The sequence below is a fragment of the Dysgonomonas sp. 25 genome (genome assembly GCF_010501075.1).
GTDB lineage: Bacteria > Bacteroidota > Bacteroidia > Bacteroidales > Dysgonomonadaceae > Dysgonomonas.
This window is the reverse complement of the sequence record NZ_QVMN01000004.1, coordinates 187,308-208,356: the sequence shown is the minus strand read 5'-3', so window position 1 is coordinate 208,356 and position 21,049 is coordinate 187,308. Positions and strand designations below refer to the sequence as shown.

The window sequence follows — 21,049 nt, the reverse complement described above, 5'->3', positions numbered from 1 at the left end:
AGGTTATCGGAACATGCGGTCGATATTCTCGTCCTCGAGCATAGCAATTATCGTTTTGCCATCGGGCGTATGTTTTGGCGAAAGCGAGGCAAACAACTGATCCACAATGCGGTTCATCTCCTCATCCGTCAGCTTCTGCCCGTATGGGATAGCCGCAGCATATGCCATGGAGAGAGCCAATGTTTCCTGTATCTCCTCTTTCACGTCGCAGCCTGTTTCGATGCTTTTGTTGATGATGTTGTGAATAAGCTGTACGGCATCCACATTCATTATTTCGGACGGAACACCATTGATAGCATACGAATTGTTGCCCAAGAAACTCAGGTCGAACCCTACAGCTTCGAGGTCATCCGTGAGGTACGGAATCATTGTTGCTTCTGATGGCGAAAGTTCGATTACTTCGGGGAAAAGCGTTCGTTGTGAGATACCTTTTTTCTGTTGTATCTCCCTGATAAACTGATCGAACAGGATGCGGGTATGCGCCCGGTGCTGGTCTATCAGCATCAATCCCGATTTGGCAGAGGTCAGGATATGCCTGTTCTTATACTGATAATGGATATTGAGATCCAATGCGGACACTTCGCTCTCTTGCTTCGTTTCAGCAGCAGAAAAGAGTGTCTTATCATCGTCGGGGAGAACGGTATCTTGCGAAACCTCTTTCTCCTTCTCAAATCCTTGGTAAAATTGCTCCCAATCAACTTTCGGACGGTTATACGATTGTCCTCCTCCGCTTCCAGCCGAAGTGGATTTAAAGGGATTATAGTCGGGATTGACATGCACCTGTGGCGGTGTATTGCTCTGCACGGGGTTATATATCGGAATCTCAACAGCCCCGTCGGTATCGAAATCGATTGTCGGCACGGCATTGAATTTGCCAAGCGCTTCTTTCACCGCTGCCGAAAGGATTTGCCAGATAGGCTGTTCGTTCTCAAACTTAATCTCGGTTTTGGTGGGATGTATGTTTACATCGATTGTATCGGGCGCAACGTCGAAATAGATGAAATAATTCGGGTTCGCCCCTTCGGGCAAAAGATGCGCGTACGCCGACGTCACGGCTTTGTTGAAATACGGATGCCGCATATAGCGCCCGTTGACAAAGAAGTACTGCAATGCGCGGGCTTTCCGTGCCGCCTCGGGTTTACCGATGAAGCCATATATTTTGGCAAGCGACGTATCTATATCGAGGGTTATCAGCTGCTGGTTGAAGCTTTTGCCTATCACGTTCACGATACGTTGCCGGAGATTGCTCGCAGGGTAATGCAAGGCTTCGACATCGTTATCGACAAACGAAAATTCGACTTGCGGATTGACCAATACGATGCGCTCAAATTCGGTCAGTATATGGCGACGCTCCGTGTCGTTCGATTTCAGGAACTTACGGCGAGCCGGTATATTAAAGAAGATGTTGCGAATGGAGAAATTGCTCCCCGCGGGACAAGCTACAGGCTCCTGCATCTCTACATCCGAGCCGTTTATCTTGAGGAGTGTACCAATCTCGTCTTCGGCTCTTCTTGTCCGCAATTCGACATGCGAAATGGCAGCAATAGAGGCCAATGCTTCGCCACGGAAGCCCATTGTATGCAAGGCAAACAGGTCTTCAGCTTTGCTGATTTTGGAAGTAGCATGCCGCTCGAAAGCGAGGCGGGCATCAGTGGGAGACATTCCTTTTCCATTGTCGATTACCTGTATGAGTGTCCGTCCGGCATCCTTGATGATAACCTGTATGCTATCCGCACCGGCATCTATTGCGTTCTCTACCAACTCCTTGATAACAGAAGCAGGTCGCTGCACAACCTCTCCGGCTGCAATCTGGTTGGCTATCGAATCGGGCAAAAGATGTATAATATCACTCATTACAAGAAAAGTCGTTATTCGAATTCTACCGGAAACTCGAAATTATCGGGTATAATTGATTTATGTTCTTTGATGTCTTCGGCTCTTTTCTTCACCTTACGGAAGATATCCATTTTATCTTTCGGGCGGAGATAGTCGAGCCAGACAAAGTCTGGTAAGCGTCGTTCGCTATCCAATATCAGGTCGGGAGGCGAAAGCTTAGCGACAGGTTCGGGCCATGCTTTCATCTTTTCCAGCTTGGTTTCGTCGTTGAATATGACTTCGAAGTAGCCGCTGGTCATGTGATTCAAGCCTAAAACCGTTCCGTCGTCTTCCTCGGGATAATAGATGGATTCGGCGTTGCCGTCGATAAATATCCGCTTAATTTTCCCGTTTGCCATATAGGCTTTCATAGAGCGCCCCTTCATCTGGTTGTACATCAGGGAATCTTTCCGTTCGATGGAAAAGCTGTATCTTTTGACATGGATATAATCAATGGTGCTGTCGTTCATAAAGACATCTATCGTGTCGCCCGATATCTGGTTCGATTCGTGCCATAAAACAGGTTCGCGGAAGAGGTGCAAAACCGAGTCGCGCGAATTAAACTGCATCGAATCGCAAACACCTTGCAAATCGCGGCGGTAGAAACGAACTTCGTGATAGGCTTTCATTACGCGGTAAATCGAGTCTTTCTCGAGTTCCAGAATGTTGGCATGCAAGAATAAGCTGTCTTTCTCGGAATACTCGATGGCATAAGCCGAATCGGTTGCGAAAGCATATTCGGTGGAATCGTTGAAGTAGCCATAGTGCCCGCGCAGGATGACTTTGCGTACAGTGTCCTGCATAAACATGTTCCCGAATACCTCGCCATATCCTTTCCCTTTGTGATAGACGATAGAATCACCACGCAGAATCTTATCGCCCTGATTGCTGTAAACGGTAGACTGGTCGAGCAATACGGATTCTTCGGTCACGGTATTGTACCAACCGTTCGAGGTATGGATAACCCCGCTATCGGAAACTATCCGGGTAGGGCTTACTATCTTAACTATCTTGGTCTCTGTATAATATTCCAGCGAGTCGGATTCGAGCGTAAATTTGGCATTCACAACCTTCACATTGTCCCTGAAAAGGGCACGTTTGTTGTCAGGTTCGTATTGTCCCCAGTTGGATGTCAGTTCGTTTTCTTCGTCTACCAGCATTCCTCCGTCGAAGTAATACCCCATGTTGAGGTTACGGTCGTAATTGAGGCTGTCGGTATAGAGCGTCACCGAACTATTTTCGAGGCGCACATTATCCCTCACCTTTACGATAGAGGTATTCCCGTTGTAGTCCATAAAGTCGCCATAGAGAAAGAGCGTATCGCCCTGCTCCATACGGACATTGTTATAGGCTTCCATCTTGTTAGACTGCTCGTAAAGATAAACGCTGTCAGCAAAAAGGGAAGCTCCTGCATGCGTAAGGATTACGCTGTCTAAGAGCACATTGATATCGGGGTTGCGGGCCGAACTATTGTCCAGCTTTTTAGCATGCTTAATAATAATAACCCTCGATTGATCTGTTTGCTTGGCCGGTGCGACGGTATCGGGCGCCTGAACTTCCATGTATAATTCTTCCTGCGGAAATACAGGAAGCTTCGCCCGCGAAGAGAGGTAGGTTTGCCCCGATGCGTATATAGCAATGAGACACAAAACACCGAGAGCCGGTATTCTGTGCCTTTGCTTTAGATATTTGAATATTCTATTAATCACGTTAGAATTAGCTATTTTTAGCCGGTTCGGTTTCGGCAAGGACTATTTTACCCACCCTTCGTATTTGAAGTCGCAGTTCATCCAGTTCTTGTCGATATAGATATATGTACTGTTTATCTTGTCTTTTACCCACTTGCTGAGTACTTCCTGCCGTTTCCGTTGTTCAACGATAGCTTTGAGTGCCTGATAGTCATCCGAAATATTGGCGACATGCCCTTCGGTGCGGGAACGGAGTTTGACGATGGCAACGACTTCCTTCTCATTCGATAGCTTCATCAGGAATGGCTCGGAGATTTCGTTTACTTTCATCTTATCCACTACCTTACTCACTTCCGGCGGAAGGTCTTCCATGCGGAAACGGGATGTTCCGCTATAAGAGCGGCTCTCCGATTTATTAACCATCAACCCGTTGTTGGCGCGTGTATCTTCGTCCGCCGACAAAACAGTTGCTTCTTCGAATGTAAATTTCTCGGCGCGGATATCCCTTACGAGCGAATCCATCCGGTTGGTAGCTTCTTTTCGTTCTTTATCGGCTATTTTCGGGCGGAGGAGGATGTGGCGCACTTTTATACGATCGCCGCGACGCTCCACTAATTGAATGATATGGTATCCGAATTCCGTCTCTACAATATTCGACACCTTAGTAGGATCATTCAACGAGAATGCCATATTAGCAAAGCTGGGGTCTAACTCGGCACGCCCGTAGAATGGTAATTCACCTCCATTGAGTGCCGAACCGGTATCATCCGAGTGAATGATTGCCAGTGTAGAGAAATCTTCTTTGCCCGATTGTATTTTTTCCGAGTATTCGCGGAGACGGGCTTTTATACGGTTCACCTCGTCCAACGGAACGACCGGTTCGTGCGTAATAATCTGCACTTCGACCGTTGTCGGCATATACGGCAAGCTATCCTGTGGCAACTGGCTGTAATAGCGGCGCACTTCCGATGGTGTCAGTTTGACTTTATCTTTGGTTATATTATCTTGTACCTGCTCTACCATATAGTTATTACGGATATCCTCGCGCCACTCTTCGCGCAGCTTTGCCATCGGAGCTTTCAGATATTCTTCAACCTTCTCTTTCGATCCCATATTGCTTATATACATATTCTCGTAGTAAGAAACCTGACGGGATATATCGGCATTGGTTACGGTGATACTGTCTATTTTTGCCTGATCGAGAAACAGCTTCTGCACAGCCAATTGCTCCGGTATAAAGCAATAAGGATCGCCATTGAGGCGCTCGCCCCGCGCAAGCATCTCGATACGAACCTGCTCGATGTCCGATTTGAGGATCGCTTCGTCTCCTACGACCCATATTACCTGGTCGATGACATTGTCTTGAGCGCTGATGCTATTTGCTGCCAGCAGGAAAAATAATAAGATCAGTTTACTTGTCCGTTTTATCATATTTGTTGACGATTTTTATTTTGTGGCGTAAAGATAACGATTATTATAACATTCTTTATTTGTTCTTAACGTAAAGAAATCGGGTATAGTCTATTTATTATGAAAATTTATCTCTTTATCGGCAACAGCCCTGTTGTACAGGTCTTCCTGTATCTGTTTCATATAAAGAGCCCGATCGCGTTCTTTGAGCATATGCGAAACTTCATCCCGTACATATTCGAACGGGGCTTCGTCGCCCGTCAGCCTATATTCTTTGATGTGTAGCAGATAGACAAAAGAGGAGTCTTGCACATCGACGGACTTATTCGTTTTCACATACTGATCTTTATCGCTCACCTGCTTGGGGATAGTCGAAAATATCTGATCGAAGTTAACCCACTTGTTGTAAAAATATTCGTACCCGACAGCATTCTGCAAAGCGTTTTTCTCAATATCCCCGAGAGCATTCTCATTTTCCTGCGAATACCATTTGCGGAAGTTTGTCAGTTGCGACGACTCTGCCGGAATCTTCAGGTACAAGCCTTTTATAATTGGCTCCTTCAGGGTGAACTGCTTTTTGTTGGCTTCGTAAAACTCTTCTAATTTCTTGTCCGAAAGATTCTCACTATTTGCCAGCAGGTTATTCAATAACTCATCCTGATAGGAATGGATAATGAGCGACTTGCGGTAATCTTCGACCAGTTGGTTTATCGTTTTGTTGTCGATGATGTTCTTTTTTGCTTTCTCATATATCAGCACATCGGCAATCCACCTCTGCACGTACTGTGCTGCAAAATCGGCACTGTCTTTTTCCGATAATTTATACGGAAGGGCAGCTTCTACCTGATCCTTATACAAGGTTTGATCAAGCACCGTGACTATCGGCTCCCTGTTCTCGTCTATTTTCTTATCGCCCGATTCTTTGCAGGAAAACCCGGCCAATATTACGAATAATAGTATTGTATTTATTACGAGTTTGTTCATTTTAGATATTTCTTTATAGATGCCTGATCGATTTCTACCGTATATTTCTCGCGCAAAGACTTGTTCCAATCGGCTTCCCGTTTTTCGAGGTAATCGGCTTCTACTTCGCCTCTTACGTCTTCGAATAATTCGGGATTCTTCAACAGCTTACCGAAAACAGTGTATTCGGGATATTTATTATTCGGCGCAATAGTAGTCGGCATTTTAAAGATCGCCTTGTCTACATAAGCATTCGCACCTTTCTCCCAAACACCTTTGCTGATAAAAATCTTATCCTTCCAGTTTTCGCCGAAGGCACTTTGCAGCAATTGGCGGATATCACCCCCGTATTTAGCCGTTTTCAGGAGGTTATCCACTTCCGCTTTTGTTTCTCTATCGACCGAACGGACAATATAGCCTTTGTAATGCGGAGTAGCCCAGTGGTATTTCGATTTATGCTTATTATAGAAAGATTCAAGTTCCGAATCAAGGACTTCATTTTTACTCCAGATATTTTTTTCTTTCACAGCATACGCCAGCAATCCGTCAGAGAATTCCTGCAATTTCCACCTGACATCCGGCTGCCTTTCATCCATTGTTGCAGTGACATATCCGTGCAGCTGCCGCGCAGCAAATTGATCGATATGGTACTGAAGCCTGTCGGTAGTAAAATTATATGGATTCTTCGAACTTTGCCCGAATAGCTGTTCTAATTGGAATTTTTCGTTCGAATTATCTATCAACTGTTGTTCTTCCATATAGGTCATAAACTGCCCTACTGTATAGCGGATGGTATCGTCAATCGCGAAGAGGATATCGTTTCTATTGGTTATCTTGATAGAGAAATCAGTTGTCTCGGGATTTATTTTTCCGGCAACTTCCGCTAATTTTTGATATGCCTGCTCATTCAGTTCGAGATGATATTTACGGAACAAATAATGCTGAAACTCCGTAGCAAGATAATAGGCATAATCGCTTTTGGAGATTTGCGTATACAATTTCTCCTTCATCTCGGCTAATGGTTGGATAGGCTGCGAGCCTTTGAGCTGGATGATATGCACCCCGAACATGGTTGTGACGGGAAGGCTTATTTCTCCATCTTTTTTCAAGTCGAAGACAGCATGTATGAAATTCGGCGGCAGTTTACTATCGAGGGTGACAGCTTCGAAGCTACAACCGTTCTCGCCCAGACCATAGGCTTCGGTATATGCACGGCACAATTCGCGGAAATCAGCATCGGTATTTATCGACTTCTTAAGTTCGCGCACAACTCGCGTCACACTGTCTACCTGATGTTTAGTCGGCGGAATGGAAGGATACATAAATACAACCTGCTCAATTGTACGCGTTCCGATAGCCGGCCTTTTACCCAAAACCTGAATAATATGATAGCCATCGGCAGCCCTGACCGGCATACTGATTTCGCCCACAGGAATAGAATATGCCACATTTATGGTTTGCAGATTGAACATAAAAGGCGTAATCCAGCCGATATGACCGTTCGCTTTGTTAAAATCGGGAACAAGATCGGGCATAAGCGTATAATCGCGATAGGCATTCCCTTTGAAACCGTTTTTCAGCAATTGCTGACGAAGCTCCATCGCTTTTTTGTAGGCTTTGAGCGTATCTGCGGCAAAAACGATATTGCTTTCAGTGTCGAATGGAACGAAAGCGTGATTGATATCTACATCCTCCGTCATTCGGTTATAGAGCATCGCAATATACTCATCATGAAAAGCACTTTCGTCCAGATATGGCTGAACCAAGCTCGAACGAAACACATCATATTGGTAGCGGTAATTCTCGTTGGTATCGAGCTTCTGGGTATATGCCTCCTCTACATTCAGTTTGAAATCGATATATTTATCCAGAAAATCTTCCAGATTCTTCTTGTCAGTGGAATTATCCAGACTATTCTTTTTGTATGCAGTTTCAAATTCGGAAAGGTAAACGGGCTTCCCGTTTACAGTCGCAATAGAAATATCTTGTTGTTGAGCCGAAAGTGGTAATGCAAGAAAGGCAAGTAAGAAAAAACAGATATATCTCATCTTATAGTTGTTTATTTAAGAATCAAAGAGTTGCAAAGATACGAGAAATATAGGAATTTTGCCCTTACCGGAGCGTCTAAAAATATTTAAAATCACAGCAGGTTCTATTCCTGCCCCGGATAAAAGAACAGAAAAAATATGGAATAAACCTTGCTCAGAAAAAGTTTTATTATATCTTTGTATCCGCTAACGCAAAAAGCCGCGGATGTGGCGTAATTGGTAGCCGCGCCAGACTTAGGATCTGGTGCCGTGAGGCGTGGGGGTTCGAGTCCCTTCATCCGCACTGAGAGCGACAAATGGAAGATTTCTTCTTTTTGTCGCTTTTTTCGTTTTTCTAACCTGACTATTTCCGAGAAAGCGCTCATCTGAAGAAATATTACTATTTTCGTATAAAATTACACACACCAATGAAAAATATACTCTGCCTGCTAATACTTATATGTTCATCCGCTACCCTCCTTGCCAATAACAAAATACGCGAGACAATCGACACTGCCGACCGCATTGCCAAGAAAGACACCGAGGCAGCACAGGCGCTATTGAATGAGGTAAAGAACCAATACGACCAGCTCAACGATGAAGACAAGGCAGTATTCGGCGTATCGTATCTCCGTGTCTGCAACATGCAGGAGATAGAAGCGGAAGCCACATACATCGATTTCTCTCTGCAATACCTGAAAAACAAAAACGTAGACAACAACCTCGCCAAATGCTACCTGCAACTCGGCTATATGCATATCATACAACGCAAATATCCCGAGGCTATCAACAACCTGTTGAAAGGAATAGACGTCTGCGACAAAAAAGACAATTATGCACAAGGTAATCTATATGCAGCCTTAGGCCTCGTCAGCAGCTACCAGTTAGAAATGGAAGTCTCTCTGAATTATTACGATCAGGCAGTCAAAGCCTATCAAAGAGGTGGTTTTACCGACGATGTCGCTCAAACGAAGAGAAACGTGGGCATGATATATATGTATCTCGACAACTACGACTGGGCGATGCAATATTACAAAGAGGCGATAAGCATCTCCAATGATTCTACCCTTTTAGGCGACACATACGAAGAGATGAGTAATGTATATAATTTACTGGAACAGAACGACTCGGCACTCTTTTATGCGCAAAAAAGTCTGGATTATCCTTACTATTCGACTAACGGTACCAAACGCCTCTATCATGTTGCCATGGCTTATTACGATATGGAGATGTACGATTCGGCAAAGGTATATTGCCAACAGGTGCTGGACGGCTACAGCGACATATACATCGACGGGCAATGCCTGCAAATGCTTATCAATATAGAGAATCTCGAAGGGAACCCGGAAGAAGCGCTGGAGTATACCCGAATGTATAAGCAGACGCTCGACTCGATAAGCATTATCGAATCGCAGGCGAATGTCAAAGATGTGGAAAAGATGCACCAGATGGAGAAAGAGCAAGCAACAGCCAAAGCACATCGGCGAAATATTATTATTATCTCCGCCATTCTTATCCTTATTCTGGGCGTATGTGCTTTCTATTTTTTCCGCAAGACAAAGCATCAAAAGAAACATACCGAAGATTACAAGAATAAGCTTCAGGAAACGGAGGAGCAAAACAAACTCCACCAAATGGGATTATTGCAAAAGCAGGAAAGCCTGATAGACAAGCTGAATCAGGAGTTACAGCAGACAAAAAGCAGGTATCAGGAGGAATGGAAAGATGCCAATTTCTTGCAGCGCGAGGCAATCACTTTGCGTATTTATAAAGAAGTGCTGCTTTTCGAATCGCCCAATGAATTTATCAACAAAATGAATATCATCCTCAACGGCGTCCCGAACAAACTACAAACCGAATATCCCAACATCAACTACAACGACATTCTGTGGAGCTGCCTTTTCTTGCTCGACATCCAGACAAACGACATCTGCCTAATCATGAACTACAAACCGACAAGTCTCTACAAACTGAAACAACGGCTATATAAAAAAATAGGATTTGAAAGTGCAAAAGACCTCGAACAAATGCTGCAAAGCAAACTTTACGCACTTTAGCCCGGCTGCCCTAATAGGCATGTCTTAAAAAAAGCGCTTTGCCTCAATATTAAAAATATCATTTACAGTTAATTACAAAAAATTCCTGTCTCGGTCAAATCGAGGCAGAAATTAGGAATTATACCCGTCGCCCTCTATTTTTGTATCAACGAGAATCAGAAAAATGACAGATGACGGCAAACGAATTGGACAAAGAATACTATGTAATGGATGTCGACGGCGAAGACAATCATCCATTACTATCGTGGGCTGATGTAAACGACAGCCTCTTCATGTCCGGCATGCCTATCGGCGAATTCCGGTTAAAAGAAATCGGAACATTAAATGCCCGATTCGACGAACCCTACCCGTCCAAATATGAGATTCCGGATTGGATGATGCTGGGGAATACATTTGCCTGTTCCTTTCTTCTGAAAAGCCTGTTTGAGCGCAACAGGATATACGGGATAGAATTCCTGCCGATGGTCAGTATCATCGATAATCATGGACGAAAAATCAAGGGGTATTACGTTGTCCATATCTGGAACCGCCTGCCGGCCATCGACAATAAGAATTACAAAGGAGGTAAACCCAATCAGGATGGAGTGATTTTCGACCTCGAAAGCTTTTCGCTCGATGTGCAGTATTTGAAATCCATACCTCTCGAAAACAGGTTGATATTCGAACTTCGCGATTCTCCCGGGATTTTTATTATACACCAAAAATTATACAATATAATTATAAAAGCCAAACCGTCCGGACTCACTTTCTTTCGTGTCGACGACTGGAACAACCGGCTCTTTTACAGATAAACAAAACTAAAAAATACCATGCAAAAGTACTTCACATTTTCAGACGGCATATCCAACAAATACTGGTACATCTCCACCGACGACAAGGTGCAGACGATAGTGACCGGGAAAATAGGTAAAGAAGGCAAGTCGCAAAGCAAGACATTTGCTACCGGCGAATTGTGCGAAAAAGACACCATCAAACAGATTGCCGAGAAGGAAAAGAAAGGATACGAGCTTTGCAGCGAAATCCCCGATTTTCTATTAAGTGCAGCTACCGAAACAGCATCCGACGCTACCGCCGAACAACCGGCATCTGTATTGGCCGACGCTAAAAAAGGAATACAAGGACAGGATATTCGCAAATTCCTGCGAATGATAAAAAAAGACAATCTCGAATCGGTTTCTGAGTTCCTCAAGACAGGATTAGATCCGAATGAGGACAGCGAATGGGGGCAAGGATACGAAACAGCCTTGGAATCGGGAAGTGCTGCCATGATCAAATTGCTGACCCCTCACATCAAAGGATATGGCAAGAATGAAAAATCATCTTATATCCAAGAGGCTATCCGCAACAATTATTATAGCAGCCTGACTATAGCCGAAATAATCAAGGCAATGATGGATGGCGGCTACGACATAGCTAACGACCCGCACATACCGGGCGTATTGCCTTTCGCAGAATTAGACTTAGCGAAGAAACTGATTGAAGTCGCCCATATAGATGTCTGCAAAATAGACGACAAGCTAATGATTGCCGTCCTCGAACAGAAAAATAAAGACCTTGCTGTTCACCTTGTCGAGAAAGGCGTTCCACTCACAGGCATAGGCTTATTCAGCGGATTATCGGTGATGCACCTTGTGTTAGAACACTTTGGCGACGACCTGGCTTTTGTCAAACTGTTCGTTGAAGCCGGAGCCGATGTAAACACTTACAGTCAGGGACAATATATCCGCGAAGGCTTGGTCAGAGGCGGAGGCGAAACGCCACTCGATTATGCGATGCAACACATCAGCGACGAGGTGATGAAATACCTCGAATCGAAATGCGATAATCTTGCCATCTCTCCCGATACGGCATTCCGTTCGGCACGGCTCGACCTCTCCCCGCTATTGCTGCGCTTTGTAGAGAAAGAAGGTGCAAACGCACAGGATTCGAACGGCTTGTCTTTGCTTCATTATGCTTGTACGGCCGATCACGAAAGTACAAGCATACAGAATGCCATGTACCTGATAAAAAACGGAATAGATGCCAACCTGAAAGATAAGATGGGACGCAATGCCCTATTCTACCACAACTTCGAAAGTACGGGAAGTCCTTGGGGAATGGGCGACGAATTGAACGAATTTCTGGGAATAGACAACTTCTTCAATGCTGTTTTATCCAAAACCAGTTCGATGTTCTGGGGCGAACTACGCCAACAATATGGCGTCAAAGAGCCCGAAACGGCCGAAGAACGTTTCCAATACTGGCTCTCGGGCAAGAGCGGCGACCGTGATTTCCTGTCGCTTATCCTACGCAAAGCGGGAGCAGACATAGAATGTACCGACGCAAAAGGCATGACGCCACTGATGTTCCATGCCCGTTACCGTCCGGGAGAAGATTTCGGTCAGGAGATTACAACATCGACAGAAGGGCGCGAAGCGCTCTCGAATGTCAATCTGTTCGGCCCGGTAGCTGATAGAGACAGGAACGACGTGTGCCGTCGCAATGTGCTGATTTCTATTCTCCGTTGCCAGCCCGACGTAAACAAACGTTATCCCGACGACGGGGCGACAGCACTGCATCATCTGCAAAACCATAAAATATTCGAAAAAGAACGTATTCTGAAACTGATGTATGCTATGGGTGCGGATGTAGATGCGCAGGACTATAAAGGGCGTACACCGTTGCATTATGTAGCCCTCTGCGACAGCAAAGCGCAGTTTATGGACTTAGAATCCGAAGATGCTATCGAGCACCTGATTGCGCAGGGAAAAGCCAATCCCGACATTCAGGATGTGGACGGGAATACAGCCTTGCATCTGGCTTTAAACAATAAAAACGAACGATATACCGTCGGGGCATTGCTGAAATATGGAGCCAACCCGACATTGAAAAATAACGAAGGCCTCTCGGCCGAGGACATTATGGCTCAACGCGACTTATTAGAGACTTACCAGTCTGAATTATTAAACTTTAAGAAAAAACACGGCAAAGTTAAAGATATAGAGATAAAATGGAATCCATTAGAGATTAGTAACAACTGTACTATCCCAATCGGGAATCCCGAACTTTATGCTTCGACCGGCTTTCCCGAATATTCATTCCGCCATATTACAACCCTTGAAAAAAACAAAATCCTTGTATCAGGTAGTAGCTCCCTCGGGCGGGCACATTGCATAGACAGCGTTAGCGGCAATTTGCTGTGGTGGAGATATCATGTTCATTACCCGCTTTGGCATGCAGGAAAATTATATGCCGGCTGCGAAAACGAATCTTTCGGGGAGATAAATGCCGAAACAGGCGAAACAGTCTGGTCGGCTGCCATAGGCGGTGAAGTACGCAGCCCGATAATCATCCATCAGGATTGCGCCCTATTTGCCAACGGGCAGGATATTGTGGCGGTGGATATGAAAAGGAAGAAAAAGCGTTGGAAAGTACGACCATACGGAAGCCTGACCAAATATGTATTCCTATGGAACGGGTTATTTGTTGCCTTAGTCAAACAACCGGGCACTATCAACCTGCAATATATAAACATACAATCGGGCGAGGTGAAAAACGATATAGACCTGCGTACGGATTCGTCCATAGCCGAATGTCTGCACATCCACAATAAGCTATGGATCAGAACATACGACAACATTATTCTGTACGTCGAATTAGATAGCGAACGGAAGCAGAGTATTATCCTCGAATTCGATGACGATTTCGACTGGAAAGAGCACTCGGTCAACTGCTTATTCGAATACAAGAGCCAGCCATATGCTATCGTCCACCTGAAACCCCGCAAAGAAGGGCTTACCCCGACGTATCGCCTTTGCCGCGTCGAAGGTTTCTACGGGCATACCGTATCGGATGCGCCTACCGGCGGCTACGCCAAATCATACAACGACCAGATTGTTGTGTTGGGCAGAAATGCGCGAATGGTGGCAACATACAATATGCTGCAACAAGCGTGGGCTACATGGGAGTTCCCTTACTATCAGGGGGATGACGATGTCCTCAAACCGCTGCATATCTCCGATGGCTGCATATTTGTCGGTCAGGAAGGCGGCACACAGCATAAACAACAAGATTTACTATATATTCTAAAATAAACAACAAAGCTATTATGGAAAAAGAATTAGACAAAGACGCTCGCTTATTTGATAAGCCGTTTCATGTTGTATTGCTCGGGACAGGATTGGATATCCTTTTCCCTAAAACCTACAACAGCAAAATTCAGGATGTAAAAAGGAAATACCAGCAAATCGACGGCGAACACTATCTTTTCGTTAAAAGTCCCGACGGATATGTATCGATGGAACCGCCGGTGAGTAATCCCGGCTATATCACAGCAGTTGTACACACAAAGGATATGGCAGCAAAAGATTATTTTCAGACGTATGGAGGTATGTATCAGGATATAAGCGACGAATTGCCCGAAGACCTCGAAGTATGGTGTAAGGCGCTTTCGGTACCGCAGACACCTCCGGGAACGGTTACCTGTCAATTAGTAATCGAAGCGAAAAAGGGAACACTGATTATGTCGGGGACAGCCATCCCGAAGGACGAGCTGGACGAGTTTATGGCGCTTGCCGAATACATCAAACCTTACGACGGGGAAGTTCCCGACGAATCGGATAAGGAGGGCTACAAGAATAATACTTATCATCCGGTGATGAACCTGCTCGAAGACGACGATGACGAAGAAACATTGTTGGAAAAAGAGCTGGAACAATACGAAGATGAAGACCACGACGATTACGACGACGTAGACGATGACTGGCAAATCGTTGTTCCGTTGGACAATAAAGAAAAGATACGCCGCGTACTGAACCGTTTGATCGACAACTTCGACGAACTCGACGATTGCTTAGCCTTCGGTAAAAAAGTAAACGGCGAATTCGAAGAATATGAGTTCGACGACGAGGAAGTCGGCTACGGAAGCGAAATACCATTCTTCGAGGCAGCTGCCAAATTCCCCGAACTGCATAAGAAGATTATCGACTTCATCGACTTGGCTATCGATTCGGACGGGGCATGGCTGAACGAAGAAGTGCCTAAGGGCTTGAATGCGGGCTATGCATTGGCTATGCATGATCAGAAATACATCCCTAAATATATCGAACTTTTGAGGGCTGTGGATATGGATCACGAAGTATATCAGATAGGACAGATCGCGACTATCATCTACAAATGGCGCGATTACGACAATGCGTTGCGCCTGATGGCAGCCCGTTGTTGCTCGGCACACGGACAGCATGGATTCGAAAACCTCGATCCGGATCTGGTACAGGACGATCAGCGCAAAGAAACATTCCTGAAATTCCTTTTGCACGATTCGATGGATTCGTACTACTATATGCGCGAACGCCAGGATCAACTGATAGAGCGTATTATAGCGCCGGTATTGGATACGGTAGAAATAGACTATGATGAAAATAAACTGGCTAATGCAGTCAAATTCATGAACGAACAGGCATTGCCGGGATTAGACGATATCGTATAAAACAAGTATTATAAACATAAAAAAATTAAGACATGATTACACGTACATTTTACAAAAACAAAAAAGGACAGACTTGGTTCCTCGAATTGAACGGACTCACAATGACATCGGGTACAGAAGGTAATACCGAAACCAAAACTTTTTCGGATCAACAGGAAATCACCAACGCGTTCAATGCCCTGCTGATGAAGAAAATACAGGAAGGTTATGAGTTCGACAAAGTAGAAACGGAAGAAACACAGGAGGACATCGATGCCAAAACTGTGGACGGCGTGCTGTTGGAAGACAACCAGTTCATCGTTGATTTCAATGACCCGAACTCGCTGAAGGAAGTAATGACCAAACATGTAAAAAACTCTCACCAATATGTAGATGCCGTAAAAGACAAAGGTGTATACTACGGTGCGGTGAAAGATGGCAAATTCGTTCCTCATGCTGCTAAATCGGGAGATGTAGAGCACGAATTCTATATGGCTGTAACGGCTATTCCGGAACTTCGCCCATTGGTGAATGAGTTTGTTACGATGGTAACGACTATCAACTTCAGTGAAGATCCACGTATGCGCGACAAAGAAATGCCTATCGGTGCTATTGCCGCTTTTGCCAACGCATTGGCTGATAAACAATACCTGATTTCGTACAGACGCCTTGTAGACAGCATTCTGCCGATAGACAGCTACAAAGGACGCTTCAAAACGGCATCGGATGGCGGCCGCCACGTTCCGCAACTGATCGAGAAATGGGGATATAGCCTCGATGACAAAGAAACGTTTGCATTCCTTGTAGCACAGCTTATCAATATACAAAACTCGTCGCAGGCAGATGATACCGCATGCCTGATGAATGAATTCGGATTGGCAGAGGCAGTGAAGGATGAAAAATTCCTGAAAAAGTTGTATACAGATCTGATGAATCGGGCAAACCACATTTTCGATCAAAACGATGTCTCTTTCTCATCGGCCGGGGAAGATGTATATGTTGCTCTCAACTCGCTTGGAATCAAATGTTCGAAAAGTGATGCAGCCATGGTTTACCGCCTGATGGACGACATCGGTTCTTATCCGAGCCTCAAACAAATACTCGCAGGAAACATCAACGAAGATGATGATTTCCCTGGACTGGAAGGAGATTATGATGAGGACGAGGAAGAAAAGGATGAGGATGAAGATGATTGGGAAGATGACGACGACGATGACGACGACGATGATGACGATGATGACGACGATGATGATGACGACGATGATGATGACGACGACGATGATGACGATGATGACGATGATGACGACTAATCGACATACAAACTAATATAGGGAAGGAGGAACTCATTGAGATTCCTCCTTTTATATTTACCTCTAAAACAAGCTCATAGTGACATAACAGCATTTTTCATGCTGCCCGTTTCCATGAAAGCTTTATGAAAAGCAAATGCGTTATGCAAATTTACAGGTGTTTGTCCTTTTGCTCCGCTTGCTAAATACTGATATAAGAGTGGGCGGTAATCGGGATGCGCACAATTTTCTATGATACATTCAGCACGCTCTTTAGGCGACTTTCCTCGCAAATCAGCAACACCATATTCCGAAACGATGACTTTTACCGAATGCTCGGTGTGGTCGCTATGGGACACCATCGGGACAAAGGCGCTGATATTCCCGTTTTTTGCCGTTGAGGGCGTCAGGAAGATAGAGATATAAGCATTACGCGTAAAATCGCCCGAACCACCTAAGCCGTTCATTATTTTACTGCCTGTGATATGTGTGGAGTTGATATTCCCGAAAATATCCGCTTCGATTGCCGTATTCATGGAGATGATACCCAAACGGCGTATCACCTCCGGATTATTAGAAATTTCAGAGGTTCGCAGTAAAATACGCTCTTTGAAAAAGGGCAGATTCTGATAGACACGCTCGATATACGGGTTGCTTACAGTCAGCGTTCCTCCACTGGCAAATGTGATGCGCCCTTTTTCCAACAGATCGATGATTGCATCCTGAATAACTTCGGTATAGACTTCGAAATCAGGAATATCTTTATTGCTTCCCATAGCTGCCAAAACGGCATTGGCTACATTGCCTACACCCGATTGAATAGGAAGGAACGATGGAGGGATAGTGCCGCGCTTTATTTCTTCGACGAGGAAATTAGCAGTGTTCTCGCCGATTTTTGCTGTAATCTCATCGATAGGGGCAAAGCTACTGCCATCGTTCGGGACATTGGTTTCTACGATTACTATTTTGGCAGGATCGGCTTGAATATAGTCTTTGCCTATGCGCGACCTTACATTCGTAATATGAATCTCCTCGCGATGAGGAGGATCCTGTAAATTCAGCAGGTCGTGTATTCCCCGCAACTCTTTAGGATGCCAGCGATTTAACTCGACAATCACCAGTTTGGCCATTTGTATAATGGTGGGCGCAAGACCTACACCGCACGTCGGAACTATCTTTCCGTCTTCCGTTATATCCGATGCCTCGATTATGGCTACATCTACCTCGCCATAGAAACCATAGCGCAACTCCTGCGCCAAAGTGGAAAGGTGCAGGTCGAAATAATTGACTGAACCGTTGTTGGTAGCGTTCCTGATATCGCTGTTTGTCTGATAGGGTGTGCGGAATTTGATGGCATTGGCTCTCGAGAGTGCACCGTCGATGTTATCACCTGTGGATGCGCCCGTAAAAATCCCGATTGCAAAAGGTTCGCCTTTTGCGTGCTTCTGCTCTGCCTGTCTGGCTATCTCCAGCGGTACCACTTTGGGGCATCCGGCGTGCGTAAAACCGCTGAAGCCTACATTATCGTCGTGCCTGACCAATGATGCAGCTTCTGCTGCTGAAATTCTTCTTATTGCCATGATTGTTTGTTTAGTTGACCATAGGCAAAAGTAGCGCATATATCTTTTGGCATAAATGACAAATACACGTCCGATTCTGCCATTTAAATTATATATTTGTAAACTATGAATAAAGAGGTTAAACATATCGCATTCCTGATTATCCCCCAAGCTACACTGCTGGATATAACAGGGCCGTATGAGGTCTTTGCGCAAGCAATAGAGTATATCCAGCGAAATAAGGTCAAAACGGATTTTAGCTACGAATTACATTGCTTGTCCATCGACAAAAAAAAGAATATCCGGACAGCTTCCGGCTTAACAATTGAATGTCAGGAGAGTATAAAAACCTTCGACTATCCTATCGACACATTAATTATTCCCGGAGTTTCCAATTCGATGATAGAGCAATACAAACTACCCAAGAATGTCCTCAAATGGATTAACGGGCAATCGAAAACTGCGCGCCGTATCTGCTCGGTATGTACGGGTAGTTTTTTTCTGGCCGAAGCGGGTATCCTTGCCAATAAAAAAGCAACAACGCATTGGGAGAAAAGCCCTGTCCTACAGAATATTTATCCTGATATTCAGGTGGATAACCATCCTATCTTCATCAAGGATGGTAACATTTACACTTCGGCGGGAATATCGAGCGGCATGGATCTGGCATTGGCGTTGGTAGAGGAAGATCTCGATAAGTCTTTGGCGTTAGAGGTTGCCCGACAGATGGTTCTATACCTGAAACGTCCGGGAAGCCAGTCGCAATACAGCACGGTACTGAACTATCAAAAGACCGATTATCAGCCGGTTCAGATGACATGCGGATGGATACAGGAGCATTTGCAGGAAACGATAACAATAGAAGACTTAGCATGCAAAACATCCATGAGTCCCCGCAATTTCGCAAGAGTTTTTGTGCGGGAGACAGGGATTACTCCTGCCAGATACGTCGACAAAATAAGGCTCGAAACAGCCTGCCGCTATCTGGTCGATACGCGGCTTTCGCTGAAAGAGATTGCTTCCCTGTGCGGACTTGGTTCGCCCGACAACATGCGCAAGGTATTTATCAAATATATCAAAACAAGCCCTGCCGAATACCGGCGGAATTTCAGGACATCCCTATCGGGTTAATTCGGGATATTTCAGGGATGCCAACATTGTTGAAAAGGATAAAAAAAGGGAAGCCGTAGAAGCAGCTTCCCTTGCATTATACAGAATGTTAAGGCATATATTTGAATTATTTATTTGATTTAGCATTTTTCCCTGCCCAATACATAATATTGGCAAATAGCTGAGAATTCTGAACAACGTATCCAGCTCCATAATTTGTTCGGGGAATAGGGTGAGAGTCTTCATCTATTGCAAAAGGACAAGCAGTAGCACCACTAGGAGTAGGGCCAATAGTGGTTGACGGATTCGACAAGAACCCTCCATCGCCAACAAAGAATAGATTAACATCTTTCAGCCTGAATATCGAAGCATAGTCGGAGTTAGTAGAACTACCAACCACATTCCCTTGGCTATAAACAACTGCCTTGCCGGCAGGTATCCCTTTGATCCCGAAGGTTGTAGAAGAATCTTCTCCCCAATATTTGCCTCTCAGGTCTCCAAATGGACCATTGGTTATCTCATCGTCAATAGCCGATGAGATAGTATACACTGCTCCGGGACCACTCAATCCAGATCGGGATATTTGCGATGCATCCGCCGGAAAGAGCGCCTTCAACAACCTTATAGTTAAACTATTCGCTTCGACTCCATACTCATCAAATAAGATCAGCACACCTCCACTATTCAGATAGTTCACCAAAGCATTAACAACATCCGTCGAAGTTGTATGAACATGATGCCCTGCAATCAAGATATCCGGATTGGCGCGAAAATAAGATGTGTTGGTGAAATTGGCAGTTGTCATCCCATCAATCACTAAGTGCCCAAGAGGTATAAACGGATTGCTTCTTGTAATACTGGTTGGTAATTGCCCGAAATTATTCGGCGAGAAAAGGAGTGCTCTTGAAGCAGAACTCTCGGCTGAATATCCATACGTATTGACAGAAAAGCCAAAAGATAATATAGTAGAACTTTTGAGACCACAAGGGCCAGGATATCGTTCCCACTCAGATCCGTCCCAAATGTAAAGCCCGGAACATAAATCTTCATTTCCGACATGATATACAACCATACCAACATAACCCTTCTTCTGTTGGTCTGTTGCTCCCGGAAATATCGGATCCAGTTCATCTTGCGCCAAAAGATTTACACGTGGCAATAAAAAGCCTTTATCCGCTGTAACATTATCTGCATCCGGCTCGCTTTGTTTCAAGTCTAATAAAGCCCCCGCTGCCGGAGGAAGTGCAGAACCAATAGTTACTTGCGAATAGGAATACGTGTAGTTTAAAAGCAGTATAGTACAAATGAATACTACTTTAGTAAAAAAAGATATTTTTCCCATGACATTTTTTTGATTTTCTTCAAACTGATTTCTTATGTATTTAAGTTATTGATATCACTATTGCCTATGCTGTAAAGTACCATTTTTCGTAATGTATAGAACAAAAATAAGAATAATTTTTAATTTCGCCTAATAAAAATCAGCTTTTAACAAAAATCATTAACTTCCTAATAGTATGACCGTTCTACCGACTACCTTCTTGAAAACGTACCAGAAGCGGAAGAAATGGAGCAAAGAACGTCATTACAGGCTGTTATTTTTAAGATAAGTTTAGATTCCACAC

General features: G+C 44.6%; 13 protein-coding genes and 1 tRNA gene. 7 read left to right on the top strand and 7 right to left on the bottom strand.

From position 1 onward, the window contains the following. Nucleotides 1-3 precede the first annotated feature (3 nt). The 5 genes from mutL to D0T66_RS08530 form a co-directional block, all read right to left on the bottom strand. Nucleotides 4-1,854, bottom strand: coding sequence for a DNA mismatch repair endonuclease MutL (gene mutL, locus D0T66_RS08550; RefSeq protein WP_163356855.1), 1,851 nt, complete (start codon nucleotides 1,852-1,854; stop codon nucleotides 4-6). A 14-nt stretch (nucleotides 1,855-1,868) separates the two neighbouring features. Then, nucleotides 1,869-3,584 carry an OstA-like protein gene (locus tag D0T66_RS08545; RefSeq protein ID WP_370520780.1) on the bottom strand — a complete coding sequence of 572 codons (1,716 nt, stop codon included), beginning with the start codon at nucleotides 3,582-3,584 and terminating at the stop codon, nucleotides 1,869-1,871. A gap of 42 nt (nucleotides 3,585-3,626) precedes the next feature. Beyond that, nucleotides 3,627-4,994, bottom strand: coding sequence for a peptidylprolyl isomerase (locus tag D0T66_RS08540; protein WP_163356854.1), 1,368 nt, complete (start codon nucleotides 4,992-4,994; stop codon nucleotides 3,627-3,629). A gap of 90 nt (nucleotides 4,995-5,084) precedes the next feature. Beyond that, complete coding sequence (locus tag D0T66_RS08535; protein ID WP_163356853.1) at nucleotides 5,085-5,957, bottom strand: peptidyl-prolyl cis-trans isomerase; 873 nt, start codon at nucleotides 5,955-5,957, stop codon at nucleotides 5,085-5,087. Beyond that, entirely contained in the window at nucleotides 5,954-7,984 is a 2,031-nt protein-coding gene (locus D0T66_RS08530; protein ID WP_163356852.1) for a peptidylprolyl isomerase, read from the bottom strand. Before D0T66_RS08530 ends, D0T66_RS08535 begins: the two co-directional genes overlap by 4 nt. A 201-nt stretch (nucleotides 7,985-8,185) precedes the next feature. On the opposite strand from D0T66_RS08530, the gene D0T66_RS08525 reads away from it, so the two are divergent. The 6 genes from D0T66_RS08525 (at nucleotide 8,186) to D0T66_RS16205 (ending at nucleotide 16,776) form a co-directional block, all read left to right on the top strand. Further along, nucleotides 8,186-8,267, top strand: a tRNA-Leu gene (locus D0T66_RS08525). A gap of 124 nt (nucleotides 8,268-8,391) precedes the next feature. Then, nucleotides 8,392-10,020, top strand: a complete 1,629-nt coding sequence (locus D0T66_RS08520; RefSeq protein WP_163356851.1) for a tetratricopeptide repeat protein — start codon at nucleotides 8,392-8,394, stop codon at nucleotides 10,018-10,020. A gap of 170 nt (nucleotides 10,021-10,190) precedes the next feature. Beyond that, nucleotides 10,191-10,811 carry a hypothetical protein gene (locus D0T66_RS08515; protein WP_163356850.1) on the top strand — a complete coding sequence of 207 codons (621 nt, stop codon included), beginning with the start codon at nucleotides 10,191-10,193 and terminating at the stop codon, nucleotides 10,809-10,811. An 18-nt stretch (nucleotides 10,812-10,829) separates the two neighbouring features. Beyond that, the gene (locus D0T66_RS08510) at nucleotides 10,830-14,093 is read left to right on the top strand and encodes an ankyrin repeat domain-containing protein (RefSeq protein WP_163356849.1); all 3,264 of its coding nucleotides are present in this window, start codon (nucleotides 10,830-10,832) and stop codon (nucleotides 14,091-14,093) included. A 14-nt stretch (nucleotides 14,094-14,107) separates the two neighbouring features. Next, nucleotides 14,108-15,487: a hypothetical protein gene (locus D0T66_RS08505; RefSeq protein ID WP_163356848.1), complete on the top strand. Its 1,380-nt coding sequence runs from the start codon at nucleotides 14,108-14,110 to the stop codon at nucleotides 15,485-15,487. A 32-nt stretch (nucleotides 15,488-15,519) separates the two neighbouring features. Then, nucleotides 15,520-16,776 carry a hypothetical protein gene (locus D0T66_RS16205; protein WP_185154830.1) on the top strand — a complete coding sequence of 419 codons (1,257 nt, stop codon included), beginning with the start codon at nucleotides 15,520-15,522 and terminating at the stop codon, nucleotides 16,774-16,776. A 74-nt stretch (nucleotides 16,777-16,850) separates the two neighbouring features. Here D0T66_RS16205 and D0T66_RS08495 read toward each other — a convergent pair whose 3' ends face one another. Continuing rightward, entirely contained in the window at nucleotides 16,851-18,335 is a 1,485-nt protein-coding gene (locus D0T66_RS08495; protein WP_163356847.1) for a succinate CoA transferase, read from the bottom strand. Between the two features lie 105 nt (nucleotides 18,336-18,440). On the opposite strand from D0T66_RS08495, the gene D0T66_RS08490 reads away from it, so the two are divergent. Next, a complete protein-coding gene (locus tag D0T66_RS08490; protein WP_163356846.1) occupies nucleotides 18,441-19,445 on the top strand; it encodes a GlxA family transcriptional regulator in 1,005 nt (334 codons plus the stop codon). Nucleotides 19,446-19,551: 106 nt separating this feature from the next. Here the strand turns inward: D0T66_RS08490 and D0T66_RS08485 are convergent, their stop codons facing one another. Beyond that, nucleotides 19,552-20,637 carry a hypothetical protein gene (locus tag D0T66_RS08485; protein WP_163356845.1) on the bottom strand — a complete coding sequence of 362 codons (1,086 nt, stop codon included), beginning with the start codon at nucleotides 20,635-20,637 and terminating at the stop codon, nucleotides 19,552-19,554. Nucleotides 20,638-21,049 lie beyond the last annotated feature (412 nt).

Bases quoted from the DNA above. Each gene is read 5' to 3' on its own strand.
- mutL (WP_163356855.1), bottom strand. From the start codon at position 1,854: ATGAGTGATATTATACATCTTTTGCCCGATTCGATAGCCAACCAGATT.
- D0T66_RS08540 (WP_163356854.1), bottom strand. From the start codon at position 4,994: ATGATAAAACGGACAAGTAAACTGATCTTATTATTTTTCCTGCTGGCA.
- D0T66_RS08535 (WP_163356853.1), bottom strand. From the start codon at position 5,957: ATGAACAAACTCGTAATAAATACAATACTATTATTCGTAATATTGGCC.
- D0T66_RS08530 (WP_163356852.1), bottom strand. From the start codon at position 7,984: ATGAGATATATCTGTTTTTTCTTACTTGCCTTTCTTGCATTACCACTT.
- D0T66_RS08520 (WP_163356851.1), top strand. From the start codon at position 8,392: ATGAAAAATATACTCTGCCTGCTAATACTTATATGTTCATCCGCTACC.
- D0T66_RS08515 (WP_163356850.1), top strand. From the start codon at position 10,191: ATGACGGCAAACGAATTGGACAAAGAATACTATGTAATGGATGTCGAC.
- D0T66_RS08510 (WP_163356849.1), top strand. From the start codon at position 10,830: ATGCAAAAGTACTTCACATTTTCAGACGGCATATCCAACAAATACTGG.
- D0T66_RS08505 (WP_163356848.1), top strand. From the start codon at position 14,108: ATGGAAAAAGAATTAGACAAAGACGCTCGCTTATTTGATAAGCCGTTT.
- D0T66_RS16205 (WP_185154830.1), top strand. From the start codon at position 15,520: ATGATTACACGTACATTTTACAAAAACAAAAAAGGACAGACTTGGTTC.
- D0T66_RS08495 (WP_163356847.1), bottom strand. From the start codon at position 18,335: ATGGCAATAAGAAGAATTTCAGCAGCAGAAGCTGCATCATTGGTCAGG.
- D0T66_RS08490 (WP_163356846.1), top strand. From the start codon at position 18,441: ATGAATAAAGAGGTTAAACATATCGCATTCCTGATTATCCCCCAAGCT.